Here is a 16,105-nt window from a genome sequence, read left to right as displayed (position 1 = left end):
ATAATGACTAAAGTGACTCAACAAGATTCAAAACAATATGGTCGTCCGGATGATGCAAAAATCATCCCGTTCATGAAGATTGCCAAACCTGCGGCAATCTTCTCGATCCTTATTACGTTAGCGAGTATTTTCTTTATTGCAACTAAAGGTCTTAACCTCGGTTTGGACTTTACAGGTGGTGTTTCAGCTGAGCTTAACTATGCTCAACCAGCAAATCAGTCTGAAGTTATTCAGGCACTTGCTAAAGCTGGCTTTAAAGATGCTGTAGTACAGACACTGGGTAGTAATAAAGACTTACTTGTGCGCATGCCTGTACAAGAAGTTAAGGTTGAAGACCTCACTAATACCATCACTCAGGCTGTACAGTTACCAAATAATGCTGCCGAAGTTCATAAAGTGGACTCTGTAGGTGGTCAAGTAGGTAACGAACTCTATGTTCGTTCTGCTGGTGCGGTTGCACTTGCACTTATCTTAATGTTGATTTACGTGACTATCCGTTTCGAGTTTAAACTCGCAATGGGTGCCGTAATGTCATTATTCCACGACATCATCATTATTATTGGTGCTTTTGCATTATTCCAGTGGCCGTTTGATCTTACGGTTTTAGCTGCGGTACTTGCTGTTATTGGTTTCTCGCTGAACGATAACATTGTAGTGTCAGACCGTATCCGTGAAAATTTCCGTAAAATTCGCGGTGCGACTCCTCGCGAAATCATCGATATTGCTTTAACCGAGACTTTACGTCGTACCATTCATACATCAATGACCTTATTGCTTGTCGTTCTAGCAATGATGTTCTTAGGTGGTGATGGTCTACACTGGTTCGCTGTTGCAATGTTTGTTGGTGTCTTTGTAGGTACTTATTCTTCAATTTATATCGGTACAGCTTTTGCCTTATGGCGTGGACTTAACCGTCAGGACTTCATCGTTCAGGTTAAACCTGAATTTGAAGATGAAATTCCTTAAGTTGTCTAAAGTAAGACAAATAAAAAAACCGCGAATTAATCGCGGTTTTTTTATTTAAAACATATTATTTACGGCGCAATGCATCCGAAATTGCTTCAACCAACTGTTGAGAAATTTCTTGTTTAGATGCTTTCTCTAACTCACGCTTTTTCATGTGGTAGTTTTCAGCAAAGAAAACCGTCATGGCATTTTCATCAGAAGCAAAACCAATATCTGCACGTGACACATCGTTGCATGCAATCATATCTAGTTTTTTAGCGACCAGTTTTCCTGCCGCATATTCTTCAACATTTTGTGTTTCGGCTGCAAAGCCCACCATAAATGGACGTTTTTCCTGACCCGCAATGGTTGCCACAATATCTGGATTTTTCACAAGGGAAACATTCAACTCATCCCCTGCCTTCTTAATCTTATGCTCGGCAACTTCTGCGACGCGATAGTCTGCGACTGCGGCAGTTGCAATGAAGATATCACAGCCTGTTTCTAACGAGTTCATGCTGATATCTAGCATTTGTCGTGCTGAGGCAACATTTACTCTTTTTACACCATTCGGTGTATCTAAACTTACAGGTCCAGCAATTAGCGTCACTTGTGCACCAGCAGCGTAACAAGCAGCAGCTAAAGCAAAGCCCATTTTACCGGTACTGTGGTTCGAGATATAACGAACAGGGTCAATCGCTTCACGCGTTGGCCCCGCAGTAATAACCACTCGCTTTCCAGCCAACAACCCAAATTTTTCAGCGATTGCACGTTGAGCCTGATGGAAATAGCCAGCCACTTGCCTTGCAATTTCTTCTGGCTCTGGCATACGGCCTAAACCGACATCACCACACGCCTGCTCACCCGCATCCGGCATAATCACATGTACGCCATCTTCGACTAAGGTTTGTAAATTTCGTTGTGTTGCTTTAGCAGCCCACATTTGCTGGTTCATGGCAGGTGCAACCCACACAGGAGATTTTGTTGCCAAAAACACTGTACTGAGCAAGTCATCTGCTAAACCATGCGCAAACTTTGCCAAAGTATCGCAACTTGCAGGCGCAACCAGTAATAAATCAGCCCAACGTGCTAATTCAATATGTCCCATGCCAGCTTCAGCCGCAGGGTCTAAAAGTTCAGTATGGACAGGATTACCAGAAAGGGCCTGAAAAGTTAGTGGGGTAATAAATGCCTGAGCACCATGTGTCATAACTACACGCACGTCAAAGCCATAATCTTTAAGGCGACGGACTAAAATGGCACTTTTATAGGCAGCAATTCCGCCAGTAACAGCTAAAACAATGTTTTTATGAGGAATAACACTTAGATCAAAGCTCACGAACAGGATACCTTACTGTTGCAGTGGCGCTCACAATAGCATTAAATACGCGCAGACCCAAGATTGATTGGGCAAACAAAATAAATTTTTAAGCGAATTGTGCTGGGGAATATGAATACTTCTATTAAAAATTGGCCCGAACAAGAGCGGCCAAGAGAACGGTTATTGCAACAAGGTCCTCAAAGTCTCTCTGATGCAGAGCTATTGGCGATTTTTCTTCGCTCAGGCTCCCGACAACATTCAGCAGTCGAATTGTCACGTTTACTCATTCAACATTTTGGTAGCCTAAATGCAGTATTTGATTCATCGTTAAGTGAGTTAACTCAATTTAATGGAATTGGAGCAACAAAATATTCACAATTACTGGCAGTCAAAGAACTCGGACGGCGTTATCTCGATCATCACTTTCAGCAAAATTATCTTAGTCTCCACTCTTCTGATTTGGTTTTAGATTATTTGCGCTATGAATTAAAAGGCGAGAAACAAGAAGTCTTTGCAGTGCTGTGTTTAGATCCAGAATTAAGAAAGCTTCATTTTAAAAAGCTATTTTTTGGTTCAGTGCAGCATTGTGCTGTCTCGGTCAATCAAACCCTACGCTACGCCTTACAACAACATGCTTGCCAGCTCGTTATCGCACACAATCATCCATTTGGTTCAGCGCAGCCTTCTGCGGAAGATATTGCCTTAACTCAACAACTGGAACATGCCTGTCAACTTGTCGAAATACATTTGTTAGATCATTTTATTATCTCCCCAGAAGGAAGCTTTTCATTTGCTGAACAACAACTGCTCAACCCCGCAATAAGATCAGTTCAATAATATTGACAAAGCTTAACTAAGCCTAGAAGATCGAAACAAAAATAGTGATGCTTAAAATAAAATGATTGTTCGTGATCAACCTAGTATTTTCAAAGTTTTATTCTCTTGGCGAGGGACGATTTTACCCAAAATTCTCCCTTCTCTAGGTGTTGTTATGTTGATCTCGTCAATCATTGGTGGCGTAGAATATATCAATCTGTATCGCTTTCCAGAGATTCCTTTGGTTGGCTTTACTCTTATTGGCGTCGTACTTTCTATTTTCTTGGGATTTAAAAATACTGCATGTTATGACCGTTGGTGGGAAGCCCGAAAATTATGGGGCGTTTTAATTGCAACTTCACGCCATTTTGACCGTGACTGCCGGATTTTGACTCAGGCCCGTCGAGAGCGTGTCATTCAACATGTGATTGTTTTTGCTAATGTGTTACGTGATCGTTTACGTCGTCAGACAGCGAACCCAACTGAGCTCATACAAACCAGTGGTATGAGCCAGCAAGCGCTCACCCAGCTCTATCAGCAAAATAATGCCCCTCAATACACCCTAAGCCTCATCCACTGGGAATTATTGCAAGCGCTTAAAGAAGGCGAAATCTCAGACATCATCTATGCACAGATGAATAAAAATGTTGCAGATTTAAGCGTTGTGCAAACAGGCTGTGACCGAATCGCCAATACGCCTATTCCATTTGCCTATTCAGTTTTGCTCAATCGCACTGTCTATTTTTTCTGTTTTATGTTGCCATTTAGTCTTGGTTCATTACTTGGTTTAGCAACACCTTTACTGGTTGGAATTTTGGCATATACATTCTTAGGACTTGATGCACTAAGCTCAGAAATTGAAGAGCCTTTCGGTACTCAAAGTAATGATTTACCTTTAGATGCCATGGTACGTAGTATCGAAATTGAACTTTTAGGAACGCTAGGAAAACCTACCCCACCACCTATTCAGGCTCAAGATAATAACTTACTGTAAAGTCTTATAGGAAACGTTCCCAAATGCCTTGCTGATTAGCAGCGGGTTTAGGTGTATTTCCCAATTTAATCCATGGCATATTTTCACCATGAAAATCACTGCCAATTGATACGGCTAACTGATATTGCTCAATCATCCGATCAACCATCTGGCGAGTAGATAAAGTTTCCATTGGTGGAGGTAACTCAATTGCGTCTCCACCTGAACTTGCGAATAATTCAATTAAATATCGGACGTTAGTTGCAGATAAATCATAACGAGTCGGATGTGCTAAAACTGCCAACCCTTTACTTTCGTGAATCATGTCAATTGTTTCTTTTAATCCTAATCCTTCAAACTTTACAAAAGCACGTCTTCCCTCTTTTAAGAAACGATCAAATGCTTGTTGAGGACGAGTTACAACTTTCTTTTCCACCAATGTTTTAGCAATATGCGTTCTGGTGATCCGATCTGCCTGTTCTTCTACTGTAGCAAGAACATCCTCATAAATCTGAAAACCAATACATTTTTCTAATAAATCACAAATTACTTTAGCTCTTTGCGCTCGTACTCTTTTTTGTTGTTCTAATGCTTCTAAAATTGGTGCTTCATCTTGCATGTTTAAAGCGACAATATGTACGCCATAACTCTTTTTGGTTGTTGGACGTGACCACTGACTTGAAATCTCTGTACCAGAAATGATCTTTAAATCATGACCTTGTGCAGCAATTCTAGCTCGCTGCAACCCATCCATTGTATCGTGGTCAGTTAAAGCCAAAGTATGCAAATTCACATCTATAGCAGCTTGCACCAGTAATTCCGGAGACAAAGTTCCATCAGAAATATTGCTATGTGTATGTAAATCTATGCCTTGCATCTTTTATACTATGCCATTCACCAAACCTGATCAGATACTCTAACATGAAAGCACTTCTGGACTTTGTTCCATTAATTATTTTCTTCTATTTATATAAAACAGTTGATCCAACCGACACACAGCATCCTTTACTTAAACTGATCGGGTCTGCTGGTGGTGCCGATAATAATAATATTCTTGTAGCAACTACTGGCTTAATTATTTCAATGCTTGTGGTATATGGTGCCCTATTTGTTTTCCAAAAATTCCGTCTAGATAAACAACAGTGGTTTGTACTGTTTATGACTGTCATTTTTGGTGGCATCACCCTCATGTTAAGTGATGATTTCTATATCCGTCTGAAAGCTGCAATTTTAAATTTAGTTTTTGCTGGCGCATTCTTGGTTTCACCTTGGTTTGGTAAAGACCGTAAGCCACTCATCCGACGTTTATTTGATCCTATTTTAGACTTAAGTGAAAAAGCTTGGAAAAATCTAAACTTCGCTTGGGCAGCCATGTTTGTAGTAATGTCTTGTTTGCATGTGTTCTTTGCATTTTTATTTCACGGCGGAAAATATTGGGGTGAATTCACTGCATTTGGTGACATGATTGTGATGTTTTCATTTATCATTATTCAGTTCATTATTTTACGTAAACATTTTAAGTCACCAGACGCTTAAAGTGGTTCCTGATTGATTATAGAGATACGATTACATGCCTTTTTTTGTTCTAAGCTGTACCGATAACGAAGGAACTCTAGAGAAGCGCTTAGCAGTACGTCCTCAGCATATTGAACGTTTGCAAAAACTTGATGATGAAGGTCGCCTTGTTACAGCGGGAGCTATGCCAAAAGACCCGAATGATCCTCAAGCAGGTTTCTATGGCAGCACCATGATTGTTGAATTCGACAGTCGCGAAGCATTAGATGAATGGTTAAAAGAAGAACCATTTCTCAAAGAAGGCATTTATGCCCATATTGATGTAAAACCGTTTAATAAAGCATTTCCAAAAGGGTAATCATATGCACCCTGCAATCAAAAGCTTTCTTGGCTTGTGTTTGATATGTTCAACTGCTGGAGCAGTTGAACCTGCTGCAACACCAGCAACACCGCCGCCAAGCGCGCCTTCAACTCAGGCCGCTAGCCCCGCCGCTACATTACCAACAGCTGCTACCACGGCGTCGACCGCAACAAAACCACTTACAGCAGAACAGCTCGTAAAGAATAAACAACAGCAAGATGCAAAAATCAAAGCTTTAGTTCAAGATCAAGCATCTCGTTTAAAACAGTTAGAACATGCCAATCTTGAAGCACTCGCTCAGAACCAAGAGTTACAGTTAAAAAACGACAGCCTCTCTGTTCAGGTTCAAGTCTTACAAAGCGAACGTAGCGCACAAATGTTTTTATATGGCGCGGTTACCTTAGCTGGTGGCGTATTGCTAGGATTTTTTATTGCTAGTTATATTCATACAAAACGTCGACGCCAGTGGTAAATCCAAGCGATCTATTAAACTAAATGAACGTATCAAACCGTATACAAACAGCAGAACTGGACTGGGAACTCATCGATGGTATCGAGGTTCCCATTTCCAAACAATTTGGTGATGTCTATTTCTCTAAAGATAATGGCTTGCTTGAAACACGGCATGTTTTTCTAAATGGTAACGACTTATCAGAACGCTTAGCCAATCTAAAAGATTTTGAATATTTCAGTGTAGGAGAAACCGGTTTTGGTACGGGTTTAAACATTCTTGCACTTTGGCAACTTTGGCAACAAGTCCGTCCTGATAATCAAAGCCATTTACACGCCATTAGTGTTGAAAAATTTCCACTAAGTAAAGCTGACCTCATTCGCGCTTTAAATGTCTGGGATGAGCTTAAACCATTTGCAGACCAGTTAATTGAACAATATCCGCTACCTATTGCCGGATGTCATCGTTTAAGTTTCCCTGAAGAGCGTTTTAGCATTGACTTATGGCTAGGGGATGCACAAGATATTTTCCCAAGCATGGCTAAAACTAAAGCAGTGAATGCTTGGTTTTTAGATGGCTTTGCACCTTCTTGCAATCCAGACATGTGGGAACAAAACGTTTTAAACCATATCGTCCGTCTTTCTGACTATGGCAGTACATTTTCCTCTTTTAGTGTCGCGGGTGTTTTAAAACGTGGGCTAAAAGCACACGGCATTAGTATTTCACGTCCACGTGGTTTTCGGCATAAACGGGAAATGCTCAAAGCAATCTGGAATCCACCTCAATCTGATGATGAGTCCTCTCCATTAGGCTTAGTTCACTCATTAAGTAAGGGACAACAGCATATTGCGATTATTGGGGCCGGTATAGCAGGTTTAACTACAGCGTGGGCATTTGCAGCACGTGGGCATAAAGTCACCCTATATGAGCAAACAGAAGCATTATCTGGCGCTTCTGGAAACCCTTTAGCATTACTTAATCCAAAACTATGTCCAATTGAACAAAGCCATGAACATCTCATGACCTTAAGTTGGCAACATGCCTTGAATTTTTATAAAAATTTTCAAGCATTTCGCCCACTAAAAATACAACAAATCGCCTTGAAAAATGCAGATGAGCTTCTGGATCTTGTAAATCAATATCCAGCTCAGGTTGTTACTCACTCAACGAACTCACTTGAAACTGTATATTCAAGTGTTTTACTTACCGAAGCGGGTTCTGTTTCACCACATCAATTACGTGATGAAATTTTGCAACATCCCTTAATTGATCTAAAAATTGCCAATATCACAGCACTGGTTTCTTTTGAAAATAAAGTTCAATTGCAGACTAGCAATGAAGTTATTGCAGAGGCAGACCATGTGGTTGTGTGCTGTGCGCGTCAAAGCACGACTTTTTTTGAAAGCTATCCACAGTTAAAACCAATACGTGGGCAAGTAAGCTGGGTTGATAATACTTTTGCTCCGCTGCCTTTACAGGAAGCTTATAGCTATGGCGGCTACTGTATGCAACTTAATGCTTCACAGATGATTTTAGGTGCGTCTTTTTATCCAAATCGAGAGGATCAAGAAGTACTTGCCGACGACCATATGCATAACTTTGAATTAATCCACAGCGTATTTCCTGAATATGCACAACAATTGCCTCCTACGACTACTTGGCAAGGCCGAGCATCTATCCGCGCACAAAGCTTAGATTATTTTCCTCTCGTTGGAAAAATGCAGGCGAATAGCCGAATTGCTACTTTTGCTGGTCTTGGTTCTAAGGGCTTCTTATTTGCTCCGCTATGCAGTGAGATCTTAATTGCCCAGATGTTAGAAGAAGCTTGTCCAGTACCGGACCGCTTATTACAAAAATTGAATCCGCAACGATTCCAAAAAAAAGTAAAACCTAAAAAGCCTTATTTCAAAACACAGTAGTTTAATTCCATAAAAAAGCACCCGAAGGTGCTTTTTTTTATGCGCCCTGCTCTAGAGGCAAGCCGGCATCACGAGCTGCACGTGTCCCCCCCATCAGCACGACATATTCACGCGAGGCATCGAATCCTTCTAGTGTCTCAGCTGCACGAGGAGCTTTGCTACCACCACCACATAAAATATAAATCGGCTGACCCGCAGAGACCTGGTTCAAAATATCAGCATTCAAATCATTAATCGGGCGATTTACCGCACCTTTAACATGCCCTTCTGCATAAGCATTTGTATCACGGACATCCCAGATAACAGCATTTTCTGGGAATTCAAATGTTGTAATTTCTTGTTTACGGATCATTGTGCACTCCTTTGATGTAAACAACACTTGGCAAATGAAGAAAACCCTCTTAGCATCTCAAATATTCTTTCCCTTTGTAAAGGTCTAAACTATGCCTTCTTTCGATATTGTCTCTGAATTAGAGATTTTTGAAGTTAATCATGCCGTACAGAACACACAAAAAGAGATTGCAACACGTTTTGACTTTCGTGGTCATGATGTTTCAGTCGAAATAAACGAAAAAAATAAAGAAATTAAAATCAGTACCGAAAGCGATTTCCAGTGTGAACAAGTTTACAACATGTTAGAAAATCATTTTTATAAACGTAAAATTGATGTACAAGCTCTAGACCCGCAAAAAGCTGCTGCTTCAGGCAAAAATTTTGTACAAGTAATTAAACTTAAAGACGGTCTTGACTCGGATACTGCAAAAAAAATTAATAAAGCCATTAAAGAAAGTGGCGTTAAAGTGCAATCTTCTATCCAAGGCGACAAAATTCGTGTAACGGATAAAAAGCGTGACACTCTACAACAAGTGATGAACTTTTTACGTGAACAACAATTTGGTGTGCCATTACAGTTTAATAACTTTAAAGATTAATCTCTTGTCGTGACATTCAAAGCTAAGGTAATTCCATGTCTCAATCCAATCGTCTATCAAAACTGGTAAAAGCGACTTCAAAATTCCCTAAAAGTATTCGGAGTACACTTTGGAGCAAGGCGTTTGGTCGTATCGTGCCAATGGTGGGTACAGCAAATATTCGCTATCTGGAAGTAGACTCAAACCACGTTACTGTCCGCTTAGATAACCAAAAAAATATGCAGAACCATATTAAAGGAGTCCATGCTGCTGCTATGGCTCTTTTAGCTGAAACTGCAACAGGTTTTCTAACGGGTTTACACATTCCTGATAACCGCATTTTATTAATCAAATCATTGCATGTAGATTATTTAAAAGTGGTTGAAGGTGGTTTGACTGCTACAGCAACGCTATCCGCTGAACAGCAAAAGTTTATTGCGGATAATGAAAAAGGTGAACTTGTGATTCCGGTTATTGTCATTGATGATGGAGGCAATGAACCAATCCAGTGCCAAATGCTGTGGGCATGGTTACCTAAACGTAAGAAATAAAGATATAAAAAAGCCCAAATTTGAATTTGGGCTTTTTTATTATGCACAAGATGCTAAAAACTTTTGTTTTGCTTCTTCAGGTATTTGACGCTTATTACCTTTTACATCAACTGCTACAAAGGTAAAGACTCCTTCAGTAATGCGTATTGGTTCACGAGAGTCATCATGACTATCCCAAACTTCAATTTGCATTTGAATAGAAGTATTTCCAACTTTTAAGATTTTGGTATAGCAGCTAATGACAAAGCCAACCTTTACCGGAACCAAAAAGGTCATTTGATTAATGGAAATCGTAGCACAGCGGCCACGGCTGAAACGTTCTGCGTGAATTGCTCCAGCCAAGTCCATTTGTGACACAATCCATCCACCAAATACATCACCACTCCAGTTTGTATCGGCTGGCATGGCAATCGTTTGTAAGGATAAAATTCCTTCTGGTTTGGTATAAGCTTCTGACACCTTAGCTCCCGAAATTCGTTTGAAGTTGTTGATCAAGCCACTGCTGCAATTCAGGCGCACGTAATGCGCCGCTAATACGCGCGACCTCTGTCGTTTTGTTCATTAAGACAAGTGTCGGAATACTTCTCACATGAAAAGCTTGGCTCAAGCGAGGAGATTCTTCGGTATTAATCTTGGCAAAAATAACGCCTGGATTCTGTTTTGCAACCTGTGCAAAATGTGGCGCCATCATTTTACAAGGTCCGCACCATTCTGCCCATAAGTCTATGAAAATAGGTAAATCACTATTCGTGATGTAGTTACTAAAATTTTGCTCATTTAGCTCAATAGGCGTAAGCGGTAGTAATGGCTGATGACATTGCCCACAGCTCGGTTGCTCAGGAATTTTTTCTTCAGGAACTCTATTTTTTGCACCGCACGATGCACATACAATAATCATTTACACCACTCCTATATGCTGATGTAAAAATTCTAATTGGGTTATCACTGCTTTTTCAAACCATGAACCGTGATAAATATCAAAATGTTTCATATCCCACTCATGATAACTCACAAAAGGCGCAATATTTGTCGCAGCTTCACGACTTGATTCAATAGGAATAAGGGAATCTTTTTGAGCTGCAATAAATAAAACCGGAATATTAATCTGCCGTACAACTTGAATTGGGCGATATCTCATCAAATTAAAAAAGACACGCGCGGGAACTTCCCCACTCCAATAATAGTCAGGATTTACAATCGATAAATAACCATAATAACTATCTGCAGTAGGCATAAAACACAAATTATGTTGATCAGCGACAGGTAATCTTTTGGGATTAAGCCCCATTTTTGATCCCATATAGTCCTGACTCGATAACTTCAATGCTTGAGGATAGCGTTGCAAAGGATAGAGCTTGGCAGTTTCAGCCCCATCTACATAAGGAATTTGTACTAAAATCGCCTGAATATTCTTTAACTCAGAAGCCAGACTTAGCGCATATCCCCCACTTAAAGAAGTTCCCCACAGCACAATCCTTCGATTATCCACAAGCTTACAAGTCGAAGCATATTGAATAACTGTCTTCCAATCTTCTAACTGAGAATTAATAGAGACCATTTCTCTGGGCTTACCAGTGCTCCCCCCCCAATATCGATAATCAAACAAAATAACAGCATAACCCGCCTGTGCGAATCGCTGTGCATATTGAACTAATTTAAATTGACGCAACGCAGCAAAACCATGAGCCATAATAATAACGGCAGATTTCTTATTTGTTTTTGGAATATAAAAATCAGCTGCGATCGTTTCCTGACCACATGGAACATATAAAGGCTCAACCATATAAGCGTGCATATGTGCTCCGTTGAAATAGAATATGAATAACCAATTTTAAAATAACTTGATGATCATTTTAAAATTTACAGCTCAGCTATAAGACATAACTTTCTCAGTCAGAACAACACACGAGTGTCTTGTATCTCAGGTTAAGCTTAATGCTATGATACAGCATAAGAGGTTTTGTTAAATTTTGGAGTGACGAAATGTCAGAGAATGTTGGTTTCGCAGGTCAAATCGGTCCAGAACATGTTGGCCAAGTTGTAGAAAAAGGATTTAAATCGATTATTAATAATCGACCAGATATGGAAGGCGGCCCAGAACAACCTACAAGTGCTCAAATTGAAGAAGCAGCACGCCAAGTAGGACTAGACTATGTTTATCAGCCTGTTGTAGCCGGGCAAATTACAGAACTCGATGTACGTACTTTCGCGAATCATTACAACGAGTTGCCAAAGCCTGTACTTATGTTTTGCCGCACAGGAAACCGTTCAAATAATCTATATCAATTAGCAAAACAAATGGATTTATTAGACGACTAAGTTAAAAAAATTAAGATCCTATAAAACCCTATTTCTTCTTTAAAATAGGGTTTTTGATAACTTATTTTGCATATCTCTGCACGAATTCAACAGAACTAAAAATAATATTGCTCTAAACTATTTAAATCTTTTTGAATCATTTATTAATTTTTATGAATAAATTTATATTCGCTCTTTTAAGTTGTTTAATTCTTACAGCGTGTTCTTCAATGCAAGTAAAACCTACCGTTGGAGTAACTATGGGTACACGAATTTAATTAGCTAACTTCCCCATAAATATAATGAGCAACCTCATGAAATATATGTTATTTTATAAATCTAAAAAATTATTTTAAATAACTTATCATTTTAATTGGGGATAATGATGAAACTTACTCATGGGGTATGTGGGATTACTTTGGCTGCTTTTTTGACAGCTTGTGGTGGGGGTGGCAGTGATGGCTACTATAACCAAAATTCAAATTCTGGCTCTACAACAACGCCAACCACACCATCAACAAATCAAGAGTTGGCGACTTCTGTTTTAAATAGCGTAAAACAAGAAGGAAAATATTTATTTGGTGCCTATGATATTAATAATGAAAATCTATCAAAAGGTTACATTGATCACGCATTAGACACCTTCGCCCAAGGTCCACTCAAGTTAACATTAGATATTCGAAAAGTAGATCTTACCAAGTACTCTGACCATTATCGTGAGAAATGCTTCATTAAGAGTACTACAGACTACCGCGCCTGCTACGTATTTAAAGGTGAAGAAATTAAAACTTTACTCACTGGTTATAGTGACTGGGACTTTGATATTACAGCAGATGATTTAAAAAATATTAAACTGGCAAGCGATAATACATCTCCAAATTTAGAGGATTATCAATCAAATACCAGAATTTATATTTTTCAAAATGAAAATAATGATAAAAACTTCCAAGATGTGACAATTACTGGGGCCTTTGCATATCCATTCCAACAGTCATGGGGACTTGAACAAACCAAACAAAAAAGATTTGTATTAATCAACTCCACAACAAGTGATTATAAAATCACTACAACTACTATTGTTCAAGATCCAGAGACAGGCCAACCAGCTGAAAAAGAAGTGACTACCGGTGCAATGAGCGTATATAAAGATAATACATCAACTGATGGTGATCTCTACGTAGTTCAAGGTGGTTCTGGCTTCAACGTACTTATCAATGATAACCCTAATGTTCCTTTTGCAGAGCCAATTTCATTTGTTGTGAACTCGACTCCAGGCAATACAAACAATGCGACATACAAAGTAAGTTTAAATGGTAACCAAATATTGAGCTTACCTAATATTACTAGCCTTGAAGGAAGTCGTGTTGAAAATGAATCTTCAACAACGAATGCACAAAAATTTAATGGCAGTATTTATCTGGAAGGACAAAATATTTTTACTTTTAAACAAAGCTTAAATGGAACTACATTAAACTTTAAGCATGTCATTAATGGTATAAGCATCGAAGGTCAATCTACTAATCAAAATGGGACTGTTTCCACCACTATAAAAACACCTTTTATGCAAAAATTTACATTTTAAAGCTAAATAATTAGAACCAAACCCTCTGCTCAAGAGGGTTTTTCTATATATTCTAAATATCTATTAAAATAGCTTAATGAAAATGTTCGATATTATTATCATTGGCGCAGGTACTGCTGGTATTAGCGCATATAAAGAAGCCGTTAAACATACCAATAATATTTTAATTATAAATGATGGCCCTTGGGATACCACTTGTGCTCGTGTAGGCTGCATGCCCAGTAAAATCCTCATCTCTACAGCAAATCGAATGTTTGACATTCAAAATGCTCAAGAGGTTGCTTTGGACGTATCTGCAAAAATTAATACTGATCAAATGATGCAGCACGTACAAACATTGCGTGATCGTTTTACACAAGCAACTTTAAAAGATGTAGAACAATGGCCTGCCGAACATAAAATTTCTGGTAAAGCACATTTTATTGATGCACAAACTATAGAAATTAATGGGCAACAGTACCAATCAAAAAGTTTTATTCTGGCAGTTGGTTCAACTCCTAATTACGATAAAGCTTGGAAAGAAGAACTTGGTAATCGGCTTATAACAACAGATCAAATATTTGAATTGAAAACACTACCTAAATCTATTGCTGTCATTGGTAGTGGTGTGATTGCCCTTGAGATTGCTCAAGCAATGCATCGTTTAGGTGTAGAAACTACAATTTTTGCTCGCAGTAAACGAATTGGAGTACTGACTAGCCCGAAACTTCAACAACTTGCGCAAAAAGAATTAGGCAAAGAGTTAAAAATTCTATTCGAGACTCTACCAAGTGAAGTTAAGTGTAATTCTGAGGGAGTTATATTAAATTATAAACTTGAAGAAAAAGAGAAAACTCTCAAGGCTGAATATGTTCTAGCTGCAACAGGCCGTTCAAGTTTACTTGATACTTTAAAACTAGAAAATATTGATGATTCTTTTGAAGATATTAAGTTATTACCTATAAATGCAAAAACCAAGCAATTAGAACAATATCCAATTTTTATTGTCGGTGATGCTTATACCTCAACACCATTACAACATGAAGCAGCACATGAGGGGAAGAAAGTTGTTCATAACTGTTTGAACTATCCACAAATCAATTCAATTAAGACTCTTACCCCATTAGGAATTGTATTTAGTGATCCAGAAATGGCAATCGTTGGGCAAAGTTTTAAACAACTAAAAGACATTGGTATAGGCTTTATTACAGGTGAAGCCTCTTATGAACGACAAGGCAGAGCTATCGTCCTTGGAAAAAATAAGGGTGGCATTGAGGTTTATATCGAAAGAAAAAGCCAAAAACTTCTTGGTGCCGAGTTATTTACAGAAGCCACAGAACACATGGCCCATCTATTAAGTTGGATAATAGGTGAAGGTTTAACTTTAAATGATATTTTAGGGAAACCCTTTTATCACCCAACTCTAGAAGAAGGTCTTCGCACTGCTTTAAAACATGCTCGTAGACAGTTGAAATGATCAATTTTAGAAGAGCTCCTTTAATAAAAGTTGGCTCTTCTATACATTAAATTGTTTTAATTAATTCATTTGATGTGAAATAACCGCAACTAGTGAAGTATTCTTTTCAGATGAACTAGTATATATCCATGTCTCTAAAGCCTTTCCATCTTTAGAAATAATATAATTTGTTGTAGTCAAATTTTTATCTTTAGATATTTCCTTTTTATAAGTTAAACCAGTAGATTTTGGGGGCAACCAACTTTCTAAACTCTTCTGAATTTCAGTTGAGTTTCCTTTATTTATAAATAATGAACATACGCCGTTATCGATTTGAGTAATAACAAACTTTCCTTCTGAAGAGCTTATCATCCAAGCGTTCCCATTATAATGTTTTAAAAAATGTGCAGCATATTCATCAGGCATTTGAGTAAAACCCATATTTTTTGCTTGTTTATTTATTATTTCTGGATTTCCTCTAGAACTAACACAAATATTTAAAAAAGCTTTTGTGCTAAATAAACTTTCTACAGCTTCATTAGCATAGATAGATTTACTAACAAATATTATAGCTAGCATACACACAAATATTTTTAATCCTACAAATTTCATTATTCATACTCTTGTTATCATTTTAAGGTATTTGGTTTATATCATAATTCATCCCAAAATTATTCTATCATTTTCAGTTTACTTCGCCCATAAAAAAACACCCCCAACATCAGTTGAGGGTGTTTTAGAATAATGAGCTGGCGATGACTTACTCTCACATGGGAAACCCCACACTACCATCAGCGCTAAGAGGTTTCACTTCTGAGTTCGGGAAGGGATCAGGTGGTTCACTCTTGCTATGGTCGCCAGCACAACTGGTATGGATACTTGCATTGGTCTTATTGGTTGCCGATGCGTTTTCCAAATCTTTACAGATGGGCTGATTGAGTCTTACTTTAATTTTGTTCATTTTAGCTAAACATATAACTAAATCAAGTTGCTTTGCATATTAATGAATCGATTGATGCCATATATA

The 16,105-nt window shown here is 38.5% G+C and carries 20 protein-coding genes and 1 rRNA gene; 13 read left to right on the top strand and 8 right to left on the bottom strand.

The window, feature by feature from the left end:
* A complete protein-coding gene (secF, locus tag KTH84_RS14420) occupies positions 1-966 on the top strand; it encodes a protein translocase subunit SecF (RefSeq protein ID WP_262473923.1) in 966 nt (321 codons plus the stop codon).
* 64 nt (positions 967-1,030) lie between these two features.
* Here secF and coaBC read toward each other — a convergent pair whose 3' ends face one another.
* Positions 1,031-2,284, bottom strand: coding sequence for a bifunctional phosphopantothenoylcysteine decarboxylase/phosphopantothenate--cysteine ligase CoaBC (coaBC, locus tag KTH84_RS14415; RefSeq protein ID WP_003655128.1), 1,254 nt, complete (start codon positions 2,282-2,284; stop codon positions 1,031-1,033).
* Between the two features lie 99 nt (positions 2,285-2,383).
* On the opposite strand from coaBC, the gene radC reads away from it, so the two are divergent.
* Complete coding sequence (gene radC, locus KTH84_RS14410; RefSeq protein ID WP_262473768.1) at positions 2,384-3,103, top strand: RadC family protein; 720 nt, start codon at positions 2,384-2,386, stop codon at positions 3,101-3,103.
* Positions 3,104-3,164: 61 nt separating this feature from the next.
* Complete coding sequence (locus KTH84_RS14405) at positions 3,165-4,076, top strand: bestrophin family protein (protein WP_262473766.1); 912 nt, start codon at positions 3,165-3,167, stop codon at positions 4,074-4,076.
* A gap of 4 nt (positions 4,077-4,080) precedes the next feature.
* Here KTH84_RS14405 and KTH84_RS14400 read toward each other — a convergent pair whose 3' ends face one another.
* Positions 4,081-4,932, bottom strand: coding sequence for a PHP domain-containing protein (locus KTH84_RS14400; RefSeq protein WP_262473764.1), 852 nt, complete (start codon positions 4,930-4,932; stop codon positions 4,081-4,083).
* Positions 4,933-4,976: 44 nt separating this feature from the next.
* Between KTH84_RS14400 and KTH84_RS14395 the strand changes: the two genes are divergently transcribed.
* Genes KTH84_RS14395 through mnmC form a run of 4 tightly spaced genes read left to right on the top strand, consistent with a single transcriptional unit; the run spans position 4,977 to position 8,301 of the window.
* Positions 4,977-5,591, top strand: a complete 615-nt coding sequence (locus KTH84_RS14395) for a septation protein IspZ (RefSeq protein ID WP_262473763.1) — start codon at positions 4,977-4,979, stop codon at positions 5,589-5,591.
* Between the two features lie 34 nt (positions 5,592-5,625).
* Entirely contained in the window at positions 5,626-5,928 is a 303-nt protein-coding gene (locus KTH84_RS14390; protein ID WP_005309522.1) for a YciI family protein, read from the top strand.
* 4 nt (positions 5,929-5,932) lie between these two features.
* Complete coding sequence (locus tag KTH84_RS14385; protein ID WP_262473762.1) at positions 5,933-6,403, top strand: hypothetical protein; 471 nt, start codon at positions 5,933-5,935, stop codon at positions 6,401-6,403.
* 23 nt (positions 6,404-6,426) lie between these two features.
* Positions 6,427-8,301, top strand: coding sequence for an FAD-dependent 5-carboxymethylaminomethyl-2-thiouridine(34) oxidoreductase MnmC (gene mnmC / locus KTH84_RS14380; RefSeq protein ID WP_262473761.1), 1,875 nt, complete (start codon positions 6,427-6,429; stop codon positions 8,299-8,301).
* 37 nt (positions 8,302-8,338) lie between these two features.
* Here mnmC and KTH84_RS14375 read toward each other — a convergent pair whose 3' ends face one another.
* Positions 8,339-8,653 carry a rhodanese-like domain-containing protein gene (locus tag KTH84_RS14375; RefSeq protein ID WP_004638747.1) on the bottom strand — a complete coding sequence of 105 codons (315 nt, stop codon included), beginning with the start codon at positions 8,651-8,653 and terminating at the stop codon, positions 8,339-8,341.
* Between the two features lie 91 nt (positions 8,654-8,744).
* Between KTH84_RS14375 and KTH84_RS14370 the strand changes: the two genes are divergently transcribed.
* Together KTH84_RS14370 and KTH84_RS14365 are read left to right on the top strand one after the other, a co-directional pair.
* On the top strand, positions 8,745-9,233 hold the full coding sequence (locus KTH84_RS14370) for a YajQ family cyclic di-GMP-binding protein (RefSeq protein WP_004638746.1): 489 nt from the start codon (positions 8,745-8,747) through the stop codon (positions 9,231-9,233).
* Between the two features lie 35 nt (positions 9,234-9,268).
* Entirely contained in the window at positions 9,269-9,763 is a 495-nt protein-coding gene (locus KTH84_RS14365) for a DUF4442 domain-containing protein (protein ID WP_262473760.1), read from the top strand.
* A gap of 39 nt (positions 9,764-9,802) precedes the next feature.
* Here the strand turns inward: KTH84_RS14365 and KTH84_RS14360 are convergent, their stop codons facing one another.
* The 3 genes from KTH84_RS14360 to KTH84_RS14350 are packed head-to-tail and all read right to left on the bottom strand — an operon-like array spanning position 9,803 to position 11,558.
* A complete protein-coding gene (locus KTH84_RS14360) occupies positions 9,803-10,222 on the bottom strand; it encodes an acyl-CoA thioesterase (protein WP_042898600.1) in 420 nt (139 codons plus the stop codon).
* A gap of 1 nt (position 10,223) precedes the next feature.
* On the bottom strand, positions 10,224-10,661 hold the full coding sequence (gene trxC / locus KTH84_RS14355; RefSeq protein WP_262473756.1) for a thioredoxin TrxC: 438 nt from the start codon (positions 10,659-10,661) through the stop codon (positions 10,224-10,226).
* Positions 10,662-11,558: an alpha/beta hydrolase gene (locus KTH84_RS14350; protein WP_262473754.1), complete on the bottom strand. Its 897-nt coding sequence runs from the start codon at positions 11,556-11,558 to the stop codon at positions 10,662-10,664.
* A 188-nt stretch (positions 11,559-11,746) separates the two neighbouring features.
* On the opposite strand from KTH84_RS14350, the gene KTH84_RS14345 reads away from it, so the two are divergent.
* The 4 genes from KTH84_RS14345 to KTH84_RS14335 all read left to right on the top strand — a co-directional run bounded on the left by KTH84_RS14345 (position 11,747) and on the right by KTH84_RS14335 (position 15,099).
* Positions 11,747-12,082 (top strand): TIGR01244 family sulfur transferase, encoded by a 336-nt coding sequence (locus tag KTH84_RS14345; protein WP_005036085.1) that lies wholly within the window; start codon positions 11,747-11,749, stop codon positions 12,080-12,082.
* A 152-nt stretch (positions 12,083-12,234) separates the two neighbouring features.
* The gene (locus KTH84_RS19080; protein WP_371864353.1) at positions 12,235-12,339 is read left to right on the top strand and encodes a lipoprotein; all 105 of its coding nucleotides are present in this window, start codon (positions 12,235-12,237) and stop codon (positions 12,337-12,339) included.
* 107 nt (positions 12,340-12,446) lie between these two features.
* Complete coding sequence (locus KTH84_RS14340) at positions 12,447-13,643, top strand: hypothetical protein (protein ID WP_262473752.1); 1,197 nt, start codon at positions 12,447-12,449, stop codon at positions 13,641-13,643.
* A gap of 82 nt (positions 13,644-13,725) precedes the next feature.
* Positions 13,726-15,099, top strand: coding sequence for a dihydrolipoyl dehydrogenase (locus tag KTH84_RS14335; RefSeq protein WP_262473750.1), 1,374 nt, complete (start codon positions 13,726-13,728; stop codon positions 15,097-15,099).
* 60 nt (positions 15,100-15,159) lie between these two features.
* On the opposite strand, the gene KTH84_RS19075 is transcribed toward KTH84_RS14335, so the two are convergent.
* Both KTH84_RS19075 and rrf read right to left on the bottom strand, forming a co-directional pair.
* The gene (locus KTH84_RS19075; RefSeq protein WP_410374404.1) at positions 15,160-15,690 is read right to left on the bottom strand and encodes an NMCC_0638 family (lipo)protein; all 531 of its coding nucleotides are present in this window, start codon (positions 15,688-15,690) and stop codon (positions 15,160-15,162) included.
* 135 nt (positions 15,691-15,825) lie between these two features.
* Positions 15,826-15,940: ribosomal RNA gene (gene rrf / locus KTH84_RS14325) — 5S ribosomal RNA — on the bottom strand.
* Positions 15,941-16,105: the final 165 nt, after the last annotated feature.

It is taken from the genome of Acinetobacter sp. WU_MDCI_Abxb74 (genome assembly GCF_025513915.1).
Classification (GTDB): Bacteria; Pseudomonadota; Gammaproteobacteria; order Pseudomonadales; family Moraxellaceae; genus Acinetobacter; species Acinetobacter calcoaceticus_C.
This window is presented reverse-complemented; position numbering and strand designations above follow the sequence as displayed.